The organism is Rhodopseudomonas faecalis (genome assembly GCF_003217325.1).
Taxonomy (GTDB): domain Bacteria; phylum Pseudomonadota; class Alphaproteobacteria; order Rhizobiales; family Xanthobacteraceae; genus Rhodopseudomonas; species Rhodopseudomonas faecalis.
Window position 1 is genome coordinate 1 of the sequence record NZ_QJTI01000024.1, and the last position, 14,873, is coordinate 14,873.

Annotated in this window: 13 protein-coding genes; 6 read left to right on the top strand and 7 right to left on the bottom strand. The window is 66.3% G+C overall.

The window, feature by feature from the left end; genetic code table 11:
* Positions 1 to 495: 495 nt before the first annotated feature.
* The gene (locus tag BJ122_RS15880) at positions 496 to 858 is read right to left on the bottom strand and encodes a hypothetical protein (RefSeq protein ID WP_110782190.1); all 363 of its coding nucleotides are present in this window, start codon (positions 856 to 858) and stop codon (positions 496 to 498) included.
* A gap of 251 nt (positions 859 to 1,109) precedes the next feature.
* Positions 1,110 to 1,493 carry a hypothetical protein gene (locus BJ122_RS19050; protein ID WP_146227206.1) on the bottom strand — a complete coding sequence of 128 codons (384 nt, stop codon included), beginning with the start codon at positions 1,491 to 1,493 and terminating at the stop codon, positions 1,110 to 1,112.
* An 86-nt stretch (positions 1,494 to 1,579) separates the two neighbouring features.
* On the opposite strand from BJ122_RS19050, the gene BJ122_RS15890 reads away from it, so the two are divergent.
* Together BJ122_RS15890 and BJ122_RS15895 are read left to right on the top strand one after the other, a co-directional pair.
* Complete coding sequence (locus BJ122_RS15890; protein WP_110782192.1) at positions 1,580 to 2,614, top strand: aspartate-semialdehyde dehydrogenase; 1,035 nt, start codon at positions 1,580 to 1,582, stop codon at positions 2,612 to 2,614.
* A 336-nt stretch (positions 2,615 to 2,950) separates the two neighbouring features.
* Positions 2,951 to 3,511: a TIGR00645 family protein gene (locus BJ122_RS15895; protein ID WP_110782193.1), complete on the top strand. Its 561-nt coding sequence runs from the start codon at positions 2,951 to 2,953 to the stop codon at positions 3,509 to 3,511.
* A gap of 189 nt (positions 3,512 to 3,700) precedes the next feature.
* On the opposite strand, the gene BJ122_RS15900 is transcribed toward BJ122_RS15895, so the two are convergent.
* On the bottom strand, positions 3,701 to 4,588 hold the full coding sequence (locus tag BJ122_RS15900; RefSeq protein ID WP_110782235.1) for a bifunctional helix-turn-helix domain-containing protein/methylated-DNA--[protein]-cysteine S-methyltransferase: 888 nt from the start codon (positions 4,586 to 4,588) through the stop codon (positions 3,701 to 3,703).
* Positions 4,589 to 4,739: 151 nt separating this feature from the next.
* On the opposite strand from BJ122_RS15900, the gene nth reads away from it, so the two are divergent.
* Positions 4,740 to 5,495 carry an endonuclease III gene (gene nth / locus BJ122_RS15905; protein WP_110782236.1) on the top strand — a complete coding sequence of 252 codons (756 nt, stop codon included), beginning with the start codon at positions 4,740 to 4,742 and terminating at the stop codon, positions 5,493 to 5,495.
* A 222-nt stretch (positions 5,496 to 5,717) separates the two neighbouring features.
* Here the strand turns inward: nth and BJ122_RS15910 are convergent, their stop codons facing one another.
* Positions 5,718 to 6,470, bottom strand: a complete 753-nt coding sequence (locus tag BJ122_RS15910) for a sulfate transporter family protein (protein WP_110782194.1) — start codon at positions 6,468 to 6,470, stop codon at positions 5,718 to 5,720.
* 90 nt (positions 6,471 to 6,560) lie between these two features.
* A complete protein-coding gene (locus tag BJ122_RS15915; RefSeq protein ID WP_110782237.1) occupies positions 6,561 to 7,418 on the bottom strand; it encodes a YiiX/YebB-like N1pC/P60 family cysteine hydrolase in 858 nt (285 codons plus the stop codon).
* A gap of 168 nt (positions 7,419 to 7,586) precedes the next feature.
* Between BJ122_RS15915 and BJ122_RS15920 the strand changes: the two genes are divergently transcribed.
* Positions 7,587 to 9,023 (top strand): flavin monoamine oxidase family protein, encoded by a 1,437-nt coding sequence (locus BJ122_RS15920; RefSeq protein ID WP_110782195.1) that lies wholly within the window; start codon positions 7,587 to 7,589, stop codon positions 9,021 to 9,023.
* A gap of 126 nt (positions 9,024 to 9,149) precedes the next feature.
* Positions 9,150 to 10,601 carry an SLC13 family permease gene (locus BJ122_RS15925; RefSeq protein WP_110782238.1) on the top strand — a complete coding sequence of 484 codons (1,452 nt, stop codon included), beginning with the start codon at positions 9,150 to 9,152 and terminating at the stop codon, positions 10,599 to 10,601.
* 10 nt (positions 10,602 to 10,611) lie between these two features.
* Here the strand turns inward: BJ122_RS15925 and BJ122_RS15930 are convergent, their stop codons facing one another.
* Positions 10,612 to 11,202: a DUF4337 domain-containing protein gene (locus BJ122_RS15930; RefSeq protein ID WP_110782196.1), complete on the bottom strand. Its 591-nt coding sequence runs from the start codon at positions 11,200 to 11,202 to the stop codon at positions 10,612 to 10,614.
* Between the two features lie 197 nt (positions 11,203 to 11,399).
* Positions 11,400 to 12,374, bottom strand: a complete 975-nt coding sequence (locus tag BJ122_RS15935; protein WP_110782197.1) for a tyrosine recombinase XerC — start codon at positions 12,372 to 12,374, stop codon at positions 11,400 to 11,402.
* A gap of 226 nt (positions 12,375 to 12,600) precedes the next feature.
* Between BJ122_RS15935 and BJ122_RS15940 the strand changes: the two genes are divergently transcribed.
* Positions 12,601 to 14,796 (top strand): primosomal protein N', encoded by a 2,196-nt coding sequence (locus BJ122_RS15940; protein ID WP_110782198.1) that lies wholly within the window; start codon positions 12,601 to 12,603, stop codon positions 14,794 to 14,796.
* The last annotated feature ends 77 nt before the right edge of the window (positions 14,797 to 14,873 follow it).

A 14,873-nucleotide genomic window follows, 5' to 3' on the forward strand; every position in this document is an offset into this window, starting at 1 on the left:
CCTCGCTTAGCCGCCCGCGGACGCTCCAAGACACACCGCAAACCTGTCCAAAGTCCCCTCAAAAACCTGCGTCATCAAATTACGCAACGATCCCCCTTGTGGGGAGGGTGGCCGGCCGTAAGGCCGGTCGGGTGGGGGTACACGGTGGGCTGAGCTTGGAGCCCCCCACCCCGGCCTCCGCTTCGCTCGGCCGACCCTCCCCGCGAGCGGGAGGGGTCACGAGGGACTCGGCGAATGAGCACGCCGGCAGTTCAGAGGCCGCCTTATCAACGGTCATTGATACCAACCACTCCGCTCGTCATGGCCGGGCTTCGTCCCGGCCATCCACGTCTTTGATCTTGCAGCGCTTTCAAGACGTGGATGCCCGCGACAAGCGCGGGCATGACGGGTCAATGGTAGGAGCCACTAGTATTAAAAGTGCACTCACCAACAAAAATGCCCGGCGCGAGCCGGGCATTTTGCATTTCAGAGTGCGTGCGTCAGCGCACGCCAGCCTCAGTACAGCGGGAAGCGCTGCGGATAGCCGCCGAGGTCGGACCAGGGGCTGAGCGGCTGGCGGTCCAGCGGCCGGTTGAGGTTCTCCTGGCCGAACGAACGGCCGGGCGGGAACGCATAATCCGAGAACTTGCGATCGCCGGGCAGCACTTCGGTGCCGGCGTCGAGCCAGGACCGCTTGGTGACGTAAATGCGGGTGAGCGGGCCGGCCTGATACGACACGTTCGGGCCGTTGCTATAGGTGCCGCGATCGGTGCGCTTGCGCTTGGCGGCATCGGCGTCGGTGGAAAGGCCCGTGGCCATGACGGCCGCCGCCGCGAGCAGCACCGCGAGTTTCCGCGCAGCAGGGAATTTCAAGCTCATCTTGTCCTCATCGCAGCAGGTGGCCGGCTGATCTGCCGGGGTGTTCCGAGTAGCCGATCGATTCTCGCCATTTTAGTCAGCGTCACGGCCGCGCCACAAGGACCAACCAGCCACACCGCCTGACATAATGGCGCGCCCTGGACAAATGTTGCATGAAATAACAGCGCGTTGCCGCGGCGGCGGCGCGCAGACCCGTTACGGCCTGGCGCTGAGCTGGCGCCTCGCGGCCGACCGCGCCGGCCATGGGGCGGCTACAGGCTGCCGCGCAGCTTCAGGCGCTGGGCTTCGGCGGCCCCAATGCTGCCCGGAGGCGCCGGGAGGCCCGCGCCCAGAGGGCTTTGGCTGTCATAACCTGCTGTTTTGCCGGATGATTGCGGCTCGCTACCCGCGATCACGGGCGATGCGGCGACCGCAGAGCCGAGCAGCGCAACGAACGGTTTGGCGGTGTAGAGCGCAATCGCCGCCAGCAGCGCCAAGGCGCCAAGGCCCACCAACAGCCTGAGCAGCGCGTCGCCGCAGTCTCGGCCGGCACGGCGCGGCGCCAGAGGGGTCGGGGGGGCGGTCCAGGGAGCCTGCGACAGCCGAAATCGAACGGAAAAACATGGCTCAAGCGGGATGGCGGGGGCGGCGATCAAGTTGTATTACCAGCGCTTGTCGCATAGAAGCGCGGCCTGCTCCCTTTCCGCGCCCCAGCGCGGCATTTTTCTTCGGAGAGTCAACGATGGGTTACAAAGTCGCGGTGGTCGGAGCGACCGGCAATGTCGGGCGCGAGATGCTCAACATCCTGGACGAGCGGAAATTCCCCGCCGACGAAGTGGTCGCGGTGGCGTCGCGCCGCTCGCAGGGTGTCGATGTGTCGTATGGCGACAAGACCCTGAAAGTGAAGGCGCTGGAAAATTTCGATTTCAGCGACGTCGACATCTGCCTGATGTCGGCCGGCGGCAACGTGTCCAAGGAATGGTCGCCCAAGATCGGCGCGCAGGGCGCGGTGGTGATCGACAATTCCTCGGCCTGGCGCATGGACCCGGACGTGCCGCTGATCGTGCCGGAGGTCAATGCCGACGCGCTGGCCGGTTTTGGCAAGAAGAACATCATCGCCAATCCGAACTGCTCGACCGCGCAGCTCGTGGTGGCGCTGAAGCCGCTGCATGACCGCGCGGTGATCAAGCGCGTGGTGGTCGCGACCTATCAGTCGGTGTCCGGCGCCGGCAAGGACGCGATGGACGAGTTGTTCTCGCAGACCAAGGCGGTGTTCACCGTCAGCGAGATCGAATCGAAGAAGTTTCCGAAGCGGATCGCCTTCAACGTCATCCCGCAGATCGACGTGTTCATGGAAGACGGCTTCACCAAGGAAGAATGGAAGATGATGGCGGAGACCAAGAAGATTCTTGATCCCAAAATCAAGCTGACCGCGACCTGCGTGCGCGTGCCGGTGTTCGTCAGCCATTCCGAGGCGGTCAATATCGAGTTCGAGAACCCGATCTCGGCCGACGAAGCGCGCAACATCCTGCGCACCTCGCCGGGCTGCCTGGTGATCGACAAGCACGAGCCGGGCGGTTACGTCACGCCCTATGAGGCCGCGGGCGAAGACGCCACCTACATCAGCCGCATCCGCGAGGATGCCACGGTGGAGAACGGGCTGTCGCTGTGGTGCGTGTCGGACAATCTGCGCAAGGGCGCGGCGCTCAACGCAATTCAGATCGCCGAGTGCCTGATCAACCGCAAGTTGATCACCGCCAAGAACAAGGCGGCCTGACAAGGCTGCCTTATACCAGCGGCTCCTCCCATTGACTCGTCATGCCCGCGCTTGTCGCGGGTATCCACGTCTTAAAAGCGTATCAAGATCAAAGGGGTGGTTGGCCGGGACGGAGCCCGGCCATGACGTGCGGAGCGGTTGGTACCAATCACCATTGGTATTAGCAGGCCGTCTTTGCAAGCGAAGCAATCCAAGCCCGCAAGGGACGCAGGATTGCTCGGCGCGCATCGCGCCGCTGTCATAAAGCTCCCGCAGCAATCCTGATCGACATCGGCGCGGATGGCGTGACTTTGCCGGGCTTGCTCGCTACGCTTCGCGCACTGATGGGAGTTGGCAATGGGAACGACCGGCCCGACTAATCCACGCCCGCTGAAGCGCACCAAACGATTCGAGCGCTCGTTTGAGGGCGTGCTGTTCAACAGCCGTTGGCTGATGGCGCCATTCTATCTAGGGCTGGTCGTCAGCCTGGCGGTGCTGCTCTATAAATTCGTGCTGCTGGTCTACGAATTCATCCAGCACGCGCCGCTGGCCAAGGAAAGTGACATCATCCTCGGCGTGCTGTCGCTGATCGACGTGACGCTGACCGCCAATCTGATCCTGATTGTGGTGTTCTCCGGCTATGAGAACTTCGTGTCGCGCATCGATCCCAACGACCACCCGGATTGGCCGGCCTGGATGACCAAGGTCGATTTCGCCGGGCTGAAGCAGAAGCTGCTGGCTTCGATCGTGGCGATTTCCGCGATCCAGGTGCTGAAGGCGTTCATGCATCTCGACGGCGCCTATGATTCGACCAAGCTCGCCTGGCTGATCGGCATCCATCTGGTGTTCGTGGTCTCGACGCTGCTGCTGGCTTTGTCCGACCGGCTCAGCCATGGCGGCAACGGTTCGGATCATTAGAAGGCTGAGATCGCTCAAACCGAGCGAGATGACGATCGGACGATCTCACGACGCGTCATGCCCGCGCTTTGTCGCGGGCATCCACGTCTTGAAAGCGGTGCAAGAACAAAGACGTAGATGGCCGGGACGAGCCCGGCCATGACCTGCGGAGTGGTTGGTATCAACCGCCCGGGGTTAAGCTGCACTACTCTACTGGCTGTGCCCGGCCTCCCAGCCCAGCATCGCCTGCTTGCGGGTCAGGCCCCAATGATAGCCGGTGAGCGCGCCGCCTTTGCCGAGCGCGCGATGGCACGGCACCACGAAGGAGATCGGATTGCGGCCGACCGCGGCGCCGACCGCGCGCGCCGCCTTGGCGGCGCCGAGATGGCCGGCGATGTCGGAATAGCTGACCGCGCGGCCCATCGGGATTTTCAGCAGCGTCTGCCACACCCTGATCTCGAAATCGCTGCCGATCAGCACCACCCGCAGCGGCTGCTCGGCGCACCAGCGCGAAGGATCGAACACCCGCTGCGCCAGCGCCGCGGTGCCTGCGTCGTCATGCCGGTAGCTGGCGCGCGGCCAGCGCCGCTGCATGTCGGCCAGTGCTGCCGCTTCCTCGCCGGGATCGGCGAACGCCAGCCCGGTCAGGCCGCGCGGCGAGGCGATCACCACCGCGCTGCCGAACGGCGAGGGGTGGAAGCCGTAAGTCAGCAGCAAGCCGGCGCCGCCGCTTTTCCATTCACCCGGCGACATCGCCTCGTGGCTGACGAACAGATCGTGCAGCCGGCCGGGGCCGGACAGCCCGCTGGCGAGCGCGGCGTCGAGCACGCTGGCGGAATCGCGCAGCAGGTTTTTGGCATAGTCGAGCGTCAGCGCCTGCAAGAACGCCTTGGGCGTCAGGCCCGCCCAGCGCCGGAACAGCAGATGCAGTTCGTCCGGCGTCAGCGCGGCCGCTTCGGCCACCGCCTCGATCGGCGGCTGGCTGCGCCAATGCTGTGACATGAACGCGATCGCGCGGCGCACGCTGTCATAATCGCGCAGTGCCGCCGCCGGCAAAGCCGGGTCGCGGTGCGGGTCGATCGATGCCGTGACGGTCATGGTCATGCGCTCGAATCTAGTGATCGCGGCGCCAATGCCCACCCGCTTTCCGAATAGCTTGGCGCAGGGGGCGCCGCGCGGCGCGCTTGATGATAAAACGCGCCAGCGGCGCGGCGAAGCGCTCCGGTCCGCAGCGAGGGTGAGGAACAGCATGGCGAAATCGACAACGACGCCGGCCAAGCGCGGCAGCGCCGCCGGCAAGGTGGCACGGGCCAAGCGGCTGCCGGGAGCCGCCAGCGCGCGCAAAGTCGCGAGCCGGCCGCAGCCGGTGCCGTGGAGCGAAGCTGAGATCACCACTGCCTTTTCGAGGTTTGAGCAGGCCAATCCGAAGCCGAAAAGCGAGCTTGAGCACTTCAACCCGTTCACGCTGCTGGTGGCGGTGGTGCTGTCGGCGCAGGCCACCGATGCCGGCGTCAATAAGGCGACTCGCGAGCTGTTCGCGATCGCCGATACCCCGCAAAAAATGGTCGATCTTGGTGAGGAGCGGCTGCGCGACTTCATCAAGACCATCGGCCTGTACCGCAACAAGGCCAAGAACGTGATCGCGCTATCGCAGAAGCTGATCGACGGTTTTGGCGGCGCGGTGCCGGACAGCCGCGAGGCGCTGGAGAGCCTGCCCGGCGCCGGCCGCAAGACCGCCAATGTGGTGCTGAACGTCGCGTTCGGTCAGCCGACCATGGCGGTTGATACCCATGTGTTCCGCGTTGCCAACCGCACCGGGCTCGCGCCCGGCGACACGCCGCTCGCGGTCGAACTCGGGCTCGAGCGGGTCATTCCGGCTGCCTTCATGCGCCACGCCCATCATTGGCTGATCCTGCACGGCCGCTACACCTGCCTCGCGCGCAAACCGCGCTGCGAAAGCTGCCTGATCAACGATCTGTGCCGCTGGCCGGAAAAGACCGTGTAGCGCCGCGCCTGCGGCTCCTTCGCCGAGCCCTGCGGTATCCCTCCCCCTCGCGGGGAGGGTCGGCCGAGCGAAGCGGAGGCCGGGGTGGGGGGACTCAGTGCATCGATGCGTGCGTGGCTTACCCCCACCCGACCGGCCTACGGCCGGCCACCCTCACCGCAAGGGGGAGGGAAGGGCCGCTGCCCGCGACAAAGCGCGGGCACGGGTCATTGGTTCGGGCGACTAACCGAGCGGCAGGTCGGGCCTGCGCTCCGGTCGCAGCAGCTCGGGCCGCGGGCCGGACAGCCGTTTGTGCAGATGGACCATGAACGCCATGCCGAATAGCGGCGTCGCGAGGTTAACGATCGGGATCGACACGAAGCCGGCGATCACCAGTCCGGCGAGAAACACCGTGCTGGAATTCTCCTGACGCAGCGCCTTGGCCTCGGCGGGAGAGCGGAAACGCATCGCCGCGAGGTCGAAATATTCACGGCCAAGCAGCCACGCGGTCGCGACAAAGAACGCGATGAAGCCGGCGCCGGCGATGAACACGAAGGGCAGCGCCAGGAGATAGACCAGAATGGTCAGCGCCGCGGTGCGGGCGGTGTGCAGCATCGCGGTGCTAAACGGCACGGCGGTGCCGGGGCGCTCGGCCGGGTAGGAGTCGCGTTCGACAAAGTCGGCGACGTCATCGACGAAGAAGCCCGCGACCAGCGAGGTCACCGCCGGCATCAGAAACACCGCGCCCAGCACCACGCCGAGCCCGGCCGCGATCGACACGATCCAGGACAGGATGTGCAGCGGGGTCTGAAAGCCGGAGCCGAGCGCCATCTCGGCCCAGCTTTCGCCGGAGGTGGCGAACCAGCTCAAGGTGCGTTGCAGTCCGATCGCAGCCACCGTGATCAGCGCCAGCGCCAGCGCGATCGAGCGCCACAGGATCGATCGCATCGGCGGCGACAGGATCTGGTTCAGAGCCTTGATGGCGGCATTGATCATCTGGCGGGTCCTCTGCGAAAGCCTCGGCAGAGGTAGACATCTCGGATCGCTTGGACAAGATCAAGGCGTTCTGCGCCGCCAGCGGCGCTATTACGCCGCAAGCTCCGGCGAGGAGGCGTCGCGATCGCTGGTGGTGGCCGGAAACACCGGCGGCGAGGCCGGATCGTGGAACGGATCGAACGTCTCGGTCTCCGCCAACGACCGCTGCTTATCGGCCCAATGCAGCGCGGTGTAGTCGAAGCCGGCGACGATGGTCGGCTTCACCACCTCGAAATAGGGCGAGATGTCGAAATCGCGCGGCATGTACAGCGAGGAGTGCCGGATGTGCAGGATCTCGCGGCGCGCCTGGCGTGAGCCGGCGGTGGTGATCTTGGGCAGGATCGGATAGCGCACCGCGTCGAATGCCTGCGCGATCAGCGCCGAGCAGATGATTTTGGTGGGATGGCCGGAGCCGAACGCGATCATCCGTCGGCGCCAGCGTTGCGGAAACGGCATCGGCACCAGATAGCGCATCAGATCGATGATGTTCTTGGTGTCGTAGCCATAGCCGATCCGGTCGATGGCGTAGCGGCAGACGGCTTGCCGGTCTTCGTCGGACAATCCGACCGGGCGGCACAGCCTGGTGTGATATTGCAGATAGCGCGACAGCGGCGATGACGCGACGCCCTCGCCGATATTGGCCTCGACCAGCACATGCGGCTCGCCGTCCGGGCTGCTGGCGCCCTGAATCTCGCCGACATAGAGCGCGGCGTGGCTCCAGGTCGATTGCGTCAGGTATTTGATAATGCCGGAAATCCGGCTGTTGCCTTCGACCAGCAGCACATCGCCCGGCCTCATCAGCTCGGTGAGCTGGGACGGATTACTCGGAGTGAACGGCTCGTAGCCAGACAGCTCTTTCTGCAGGTAGTCGGTGATGACCTTGCCGATACGGTCGAGCAACATGCCCATGTGCGCTTCCAACTCAATGCGATTTTCGATGATCTTGGCCGTCAGCCGTTTCAAAATGGTTCACTAAAATCACGCCTTCAGATCTCGTTAACCATTTAAGTTGCCCGGGAAGGCTCGATACGGCAAGGTCTGCGTCCTGCCCGGATTCGCAGATTTGGAAGTGATCGGATGATGTTGTCCCGCCGCGGGTTCTTGGCGGCCTCGGCGGCGGCCGTGCTTGTGCCGGCCTATGGTGAGCGCGCCCGTGCCGCGCCGCTGCCGCGCGAAGCCGATATCGTGGTGATCGGCGCCGGGGCCGCCGGCATCGCCGCCGCGCGCCGCATCATCGCGGCGGGCCGCAAGGTGATCATGATCGACGCCGCGCCGCAGCTCGGCGGCCGCTGCCAGACCGATCTCAGCAGTTTTGACGTGCCCTATGATCGCGGCGCCGCCTGGCTGCACAATCCGGAAAGCAATGCGCTGGTGAAGCTGGCGCGCGGCGCCGGCCTTGATGTCGCCTCGGCGCCGCCCGGCCAGAAATTGCGGATCGGCCGCCGCAACGCCCGCCCGAGCGAGAGCGAGAATCTGCTGGTCACCCTGGTGCGCGCCAGCCGCGCGCTCGACGAGGCGGCGCGCAAAGCCGACATCGCCTGCGCGGCGGCGCTGCCGCGCGACCTCGGCGACTGGACCTCGACCGTGGAATTTCTGCTTGGGCCCTATGCCAGCGGCAAGGACCTCAAGGACCTGTCGGCACTCGATCAGTATCGCGCGCAGGACCGCATGGCGATGGTGGCGTGCCGCCCCGGCGTCGGTGCGCTGCTCGGCAAGCTCGGCGAGGGATTGCCGGTGGCGCTGTCGACCCCGGCGCAGCGCATCGTGTGGAGCAATCGCGACGTCGCGGTCGAGACGCCGGCCGGGCGCATCAGCGCGCGCGCCGCGATCATCACGGTGTCGAGCAATGTGCTCGGCTCCGGCGCCATCAAATTCGCGCCCGAACTGCCCAAGCGCCACCTCGATGCCGCGGCCAAGCTGTCGCTCGGCAGCTATGACCGCATCGCGTTGCAGCTCGCCGGCAATCGGCTCGGCCTTGCCAAGGACGAGATCGTGATCGAGCGCAGCTCTGATGCGCGCACCGGCTTTCTGTTCGCCAATATCGGCGGCTCGTCGCTGTGCACGGTCGATGTCGCGGGCGCGTTCGGCCGCGAGCTGGCGCAGCAGGGCGAAGCGGCGATGATCGATTTCGCCAAGGAATGGCTCGGCAAATTGTTCGGCAGCGAGGCGGTGGCCGGCGTCAAGCACGCCAGCGCCACACGCTGGAATGCCAATCCGTTGGTGCTGGGCGCGATGTCGGCGGCGCAACCGGGCGGACAATCGTCGCGCCGCGTGCTGGCCGAGCCGCTCGGCAATCTGTTTCTGGCCGGCGAGGCCACCCACGAAACGCTGTGGGGCACGGTGGAAGGCGCCTGGGACAGCGGCGAGCGGGCCGCCGATGCCGCGCTCAAGCGGCTGGGCGGGGCGAAAAGCAGCGAGCCGGAACAGCCGCCGGCACGCAAGAAGCCGGTCAAGCGCCGCCCGCCGCCCGAACCGCGTCCGTCATCGTCGGATTTCTGGCCGGGCAGCCGCTGATCCACTAGCCATCCTGCCCGCGCCGTCCTGCAAACACCGGTCCTCGGCTCACCTGCATCAATCGGGCGCAGCCGGTGCTTGATCGGGGTCAAGGCCGCCGCTGTCGGCCCGGTTGATCCCTGGGCGATGACAACAACGCCGTCTGCCGAGCGCAACCGCATCTTCACCATTCTGATCGGCGCGGCTCTTGCCGCCACGATGCTGGCATTGCCGGCGCCGGGCGACATGCCGGTGGCCGCGTGGCGCGTTGCGGCGGTGGCGCTGCTGATGGCAACGTGGTGGATCACCGAGGCGATCCCGATTCCGGCGACCTCGCTACTGCCGCTGGTGCTGTTTCCGCTGCTCGGCATCAATGCGCTGCGCGACGCGGCCGCGCCCTATGCCGATCCGATCATCTTTCTGTTTCTCGGCGGCTTCGTGATCGCCACCGCGATGCAGCGCTGGTCGCTGCACCGGCGCATCGGGCTGAGCGTGGTGGCGCTGGTCGGCGTGACCTCGCGGCGCTTGAGCGGCGGCCTGTTGCTGGCCACCGCATTTCTCAGCATGTGGATCTCCAATTCGGCGACCGCGATCATCATGCTGCCGGTGGCAATATCGGTGCTGGCGCTGCTTGAGGGCGCCCACAGCGATCTCTCCGAGACCGCCCGGCGCAATCTCAAGATCGCGCTGCTGTTGTCGGTGGCCTATGGCGCCTCGATCGGCGGGCTGGCGACGCTGATCGGTACCCCGGCCAATGCGCTGCTGGCGGCTTACCTCGCGCGCGAACAGGGCATCGTGATCGGCTTTGCACAATGGATGCTGCTTGGCCTGCCGCTGACGGTGCTGCTGCTCGGCGCGGTGTGGCTGCTCCTGAACTGGCTGTATCCGGTCGGGCGCGAGATCGGCGGCAGTGCCGGTCATTTCGTCACCGACGAACTTGCCAAGCTCGGACCCATGTCGCGGGCCGAGATCCGCGTTGCGGTGGTGTTTGTGCTCACGGCCCTGGCTTGGATGCTGCGCCCGCTCTACGGCGCCATGATCCCGGCGCTCGATGATACGCTGATCGCGCTGATCGGAGCGCTGGCGCTGTTCCTGCTGCCGTCGGGCATGCCGGACCAGAGCCGGCTGCTGGCCTGGGAGGACACCAAGGGCCTGCCCTGGGACGTGCTGATCCTGTTCGGCAGCGGCCTTAGCCTCGCGGCGGCGATCAGCGCCTCCGGGCTGGCGCAATGGCTCGGTCAATCGATGCAGATGCTGGCCGGGCTGCCGGCGATCTGGCTGGTGGCTGCGGCGACGGTGACGATGCTGTTCCTCACCGAGCTGACCAGCAACACCGCCAGCGCCGCCACCTTCATCCCGATCACCGGCGCAATCGCCGCCGGCATCGGGCTCGATCCGCTGCTGATGACCTTGCCACTGGCGCTGGCGGCGTCCTGCGCCTTCATGATGCCGGTGGCGACACCGCCCAATGCCATCGTCTTTGCCAGCGGTCAGGTGACGATTGCCCAGATGGCGCGTGCCGGCATCTGGGTCAATCTGATCGCCGCCGTGCTGATCGTGACGGTCTGCTATCCGCTGGGCGCGGTGCTGTTCCGATAGCGCGGGGGCGCTACATCAGATGCACCGCATGGGGCGCGAACAGGCCGATTGCGGTGAAGGCCAGGCCGCCGACCGCGAGCAGGCCGGAAATCCACGCCAAGGCGATCATGCCGGTGATGATGGTGGCCGAGGCCAGCACGATGCCGATCTGGAACGCGGCCGAGGCCACTTCGTAATGATGATAGCGCGCCATCGCCAGGTCGCGATCATGTTCGGCGTGTTTGGCGCGCTCGGCGAGCTGTTCAGAGCCTTCGCCGGTTTCCGGCTCGGAGCGATAGCGCTGCGCGGTCTTCTGCCAGTCGTCGATCTGCTTTTGCAGCGCCGCCTTGGCGGCTTCGTCCTGCGTCACGCCAAGGTTGAGCCGGGCGTGTTCAGCCACCGTCTGCACGGTGGTGCGGCGAATGCTCTTGGCCTGGAAAAACGCCCACAAATTGGACGCTTCGACATTCTTGGCGAGCGCTTCGGTCTGCGCGCCCTTGCCGAGCGTTTCGGAGAACGCCAGAAACAGCGCGATCACCGAAATCAGTAGCGCAATGGTCTTGTTGGAGCCCGACGCATGCTCGGCATGCTCAGCGTGCTCCATGCTTTCGTGTGCACCCATCTAACTAAAATCCCCCTCCGGTATGATGCTCGGCCGGTTGTGATGAACCGGCGGCGCCGGCGCAAGTGCCCATGCGATCGTGACGACCATGTGTCGAATCGCGGTGGCAGCCGCGTTGATTCGGATGGAATCAGAACCGGAGCCGGGTGTCATGGCCCGATCAATGGTCGCGACACGAGGATGCGCGAAGCGCTGCGTCAGGCGCGCGGATGGGCGGTGTTATAGACCTCGAGCAGCCGCTCGGAATCGATGCCGGTATAAATCTGCGTGGTCGACAGTGATGCGTGGCCCAGCAGCTCCTGGATGGCGCGCAATTCGCCGCCGCGGCTGAGCAGATGGGTGGCAAATGAATGGCGCAAGGCGTGCGGCGTGGCGCTGTCCGGCAGCCCGAGCGCGCCGCGCATCCGCTCCATGGTGAGCTGGATGATGCGCGGGTTCAGCGGACCGCCGCGGGCACCGACAAAGATCGGGCCGTCGGCCGCCAGCCGGTGCGGGCAGATCGCGACATAATCGGCGATCAATTGCAGCACGTTCTGCAGCACCGGCACCATCCGGGTCTTGTTGCCCTTGCCGGTGACGATCAAAGTGTCGCCCTTGCCGGGCGCCGGTACGTCGCGCCGTTTTAAGCCGAGCGCCTCGGAGATGCGCAGCCCCGAGCCATAGAGCAGCGCCAAGACGGCGGCATCGCGTACCAGAATCCAGGTGTCGCGGTCTTCGCCGGCGCGCTCGTCCGGATCGGCGAGCCGCTTGGCGCTGGCGATCTGCAACGGTTTGGGCAGGGTTTTGCCGACCTTTGGCGCGCGAATCGCCGCCAGCGGCCCGACCTTGCCCTTGCCTTCGCGCTCCAGAAACCGCGCGAATGAGCGCAGCCCGGCCAGTGCCCGCATCAAGGAGCGGCCGCCGATCGCATCGCTGCGGCGCGCGGCCATGAAGGCGCGCACATCGCCCGGCTCCATCTTGCCGAACCGTGCCAGTGAAACCCGCTCGTCCCAATGCTCCGCCAGAAAGATCAGGCACTGGCGGACGTCGCGGCTATAGGCTTCCAGCGTCTTGGGCGACAGCCGGCGCTCGGCGCGCAGATGGCCGAGCCAGCGCGTGATCTCGATGGTGAGATCATCGCAGGCGCAGGGCAGTTCGAATGCGGCGAAGGCAGTCTGTGGGGTTTTGGCCATGCTCGGCTCATGCGGTGCGGAGCGCCCGATAGCTAAAGTTATCACATCCGCTTGGTTACCTGATCGTGAAGCGCGTTTGTGCCCGCCTCTGCCCTCACCATGTCATGGCCGGGCGTCGGCCCGGCCATCCACGTCTTCGATCGTTTCGAAGCACGTAAGACGTGGATGCCCGCGACAAGCGCGGGCATGACGGGTTAAAGGTACGGGGCCCAGGTCCGTACCATCGATGCAAACCCAGCCTAGCCGATCGATCTCCTCGCCGCGCGTCGTCGACGTGCTGCTGCCGGTCGCGCTTGATCACGCTTATTCCTACCGGGTGCCGGCCGGGCGCGAGCTGCAGCCGGGCGACGTGGTCAGCGTGCCGCTCGGCGCGCGCGAGGTGATCGGCGTGGTGTGGGCCGACAACCCCAATCCCGACCCGCGGCTGCATAACCGGCTCAAGGACATTTCCGAAAAGCTCGATTTGCCGCCGCTGCGCCCGGAGCTGCGCAGCCTGGTCGATTGGGTGGCCAATTACACGCTGGCGCCGCGCGGCATGGTGCTGCGCATGACGCTGCGCATGGGCGAACTTGGCCCGGAGCGGGTGCGGCCCGGGGTGCGGCTGACCGGCCCCGCGCCGCGGCGGCTGACCCCGGCGCGGCGGCGTTTGCTCGACATTCTGGCCGATGGCCTGTTGCACGGCAAAGCCGAGGCGGCGCAGGAAGCCGGCTGTAGCCCGAGCGTCATCGACGGCCTGGTCGATGAAGGCACGCTGACGGTGGAGCCGCTGCCGCGCCCGCCGGCGCCGCCGCCGCCCGATCCGGCGTTCGCGCAGCCGGATTTCTCGCCCGAGCAGCGCGCCGCGGCCGATCAGCTGCGCGGCCTTGCCGCCGGCGGCTTTCAGGTGGCGCTGCTCGACGGCGTCACCGGCTCCGGCAAGACCGAGGTGTATTTTGAGGCGGTCGCCGAGGTGCTGCGGCGCGGCGAGCAGGTGCTGATCCTGATGCCGGAAATCGCGCTCACCGGGCAGTTTCTCGACCGCTTTGCCGCGCGTTTCGGGGTGCGGCCGCTGGAATGGCATTCCGAGCTGACGCCGCGCACCCGGGCGCGCAATTTCGCGGCGATCACCGATGGCACGGCGCCGGTGGTGGTCGGCGCGCGTTCGGCGCTGTTCCTGCCCTATGCCCGGCTCGGGCTGATCGTGGTCGATGAGGAGCACGACCAAGCCTACAAGCAGGAAGACGGCGCCCATTATCATGCCCGCGACATGGCGGTGGTGCGCGGCTCGATCGCCAAAATTCCGGTCGTGCTGGCCTCGGCGACGCCCTCGGTGGAGACCGAGGTCAACGCCCGCAAGGGCCGTTATCAGCGCGTGCCGCTGCCGAATCGATTCGGCGGCCAGCACATGCCGCAGATCGAGGCGATCGATCTGCGCCAGGAAGGCCCGGGCCGTGGCCGCTTCATCGCGCCGCGGCTTGCCGAACAGATCGGCTTTGCCATCGAGCGCCGCGAACAGGCGCTATTGTTCCTCAATCGCCGCGGCTATGCGCCGCTGACGCTGTGCCGGGCGTGCGGCCACCGCTTTGCCTGCACGATCTGCGACGCCTGGCTGGTCGATCACCGTTTTCGGCAGCGGCTGGTCTGCCACCATTGCGGCTTTTCGATTCCGCGGCCGCAAAGCTGTCCGCATTGCGCGGCGGAAAACTCGCTGGTGGCGGTCGGGCCGGGCGTGGAGCGGCTGCAGGAGGAGGCGGCTTCGCTGTTTCCGCAGGCGCGCACCATGGTGTTGTCCTCCGACCTGATCTCCTCGATCGAGACCATGCGCAGCGAACTCAATGAGATCGCCGAAGGGCGGGTCGATATCATCATCGGCACGCAGCTCGTCGCCAAGGGCCATAATTTTCCGCGGCTCAATCTGGTCGGGGTGGTCGATGCCGATCTTGGCCTTGGCAATGGCGATCCGCGTGCCGCCGAGCGCACCTTTCAATTGCTGAACCAGGTGATCGGCCGCGCCGGCCGCGAACAGGGCCGCGGCGTCGGCTTTTTGCAGACCCATCAGCCCGAACATCCGGTGATGAAGGCGCTGGTCGCCTGCGACCGCGCGGCGTTTTACGCCAGCGAAATCGAGATGCGCGAACGCACGGGCTATCCGCCGTTCGGGCGGCTGGCGAGCCTGATCATCTCGGCCGGTGATCGGCCGACCGCGGAAGGTTTTGCCCGCAAGCTGGTGGCGCTGGCGCCGATCGATGAGCGCATCAAGCTGCTGGGACCGGCCGAGGCGCCGTTGGCGGTGATCAAGGGGCGCTATCGTTTCCGGCTGCTGCTCAAGGCGCCGCGCAATGTCGATCTGTCCGGCTATCTGCGGCACTGGCTGGCGGCTGCGCCCAAGGTCTCGGGCACGCTCAAGCTGGAAGTCGACGTTGATCCGCAGAGTTTTCTGTAGTTGCTCTGTAGTATTCCCAGACAATCGCGTGGGGTAGCAACGTCGCCCCCCCGCGTCATGGCCGGGCTCGTCCCGGC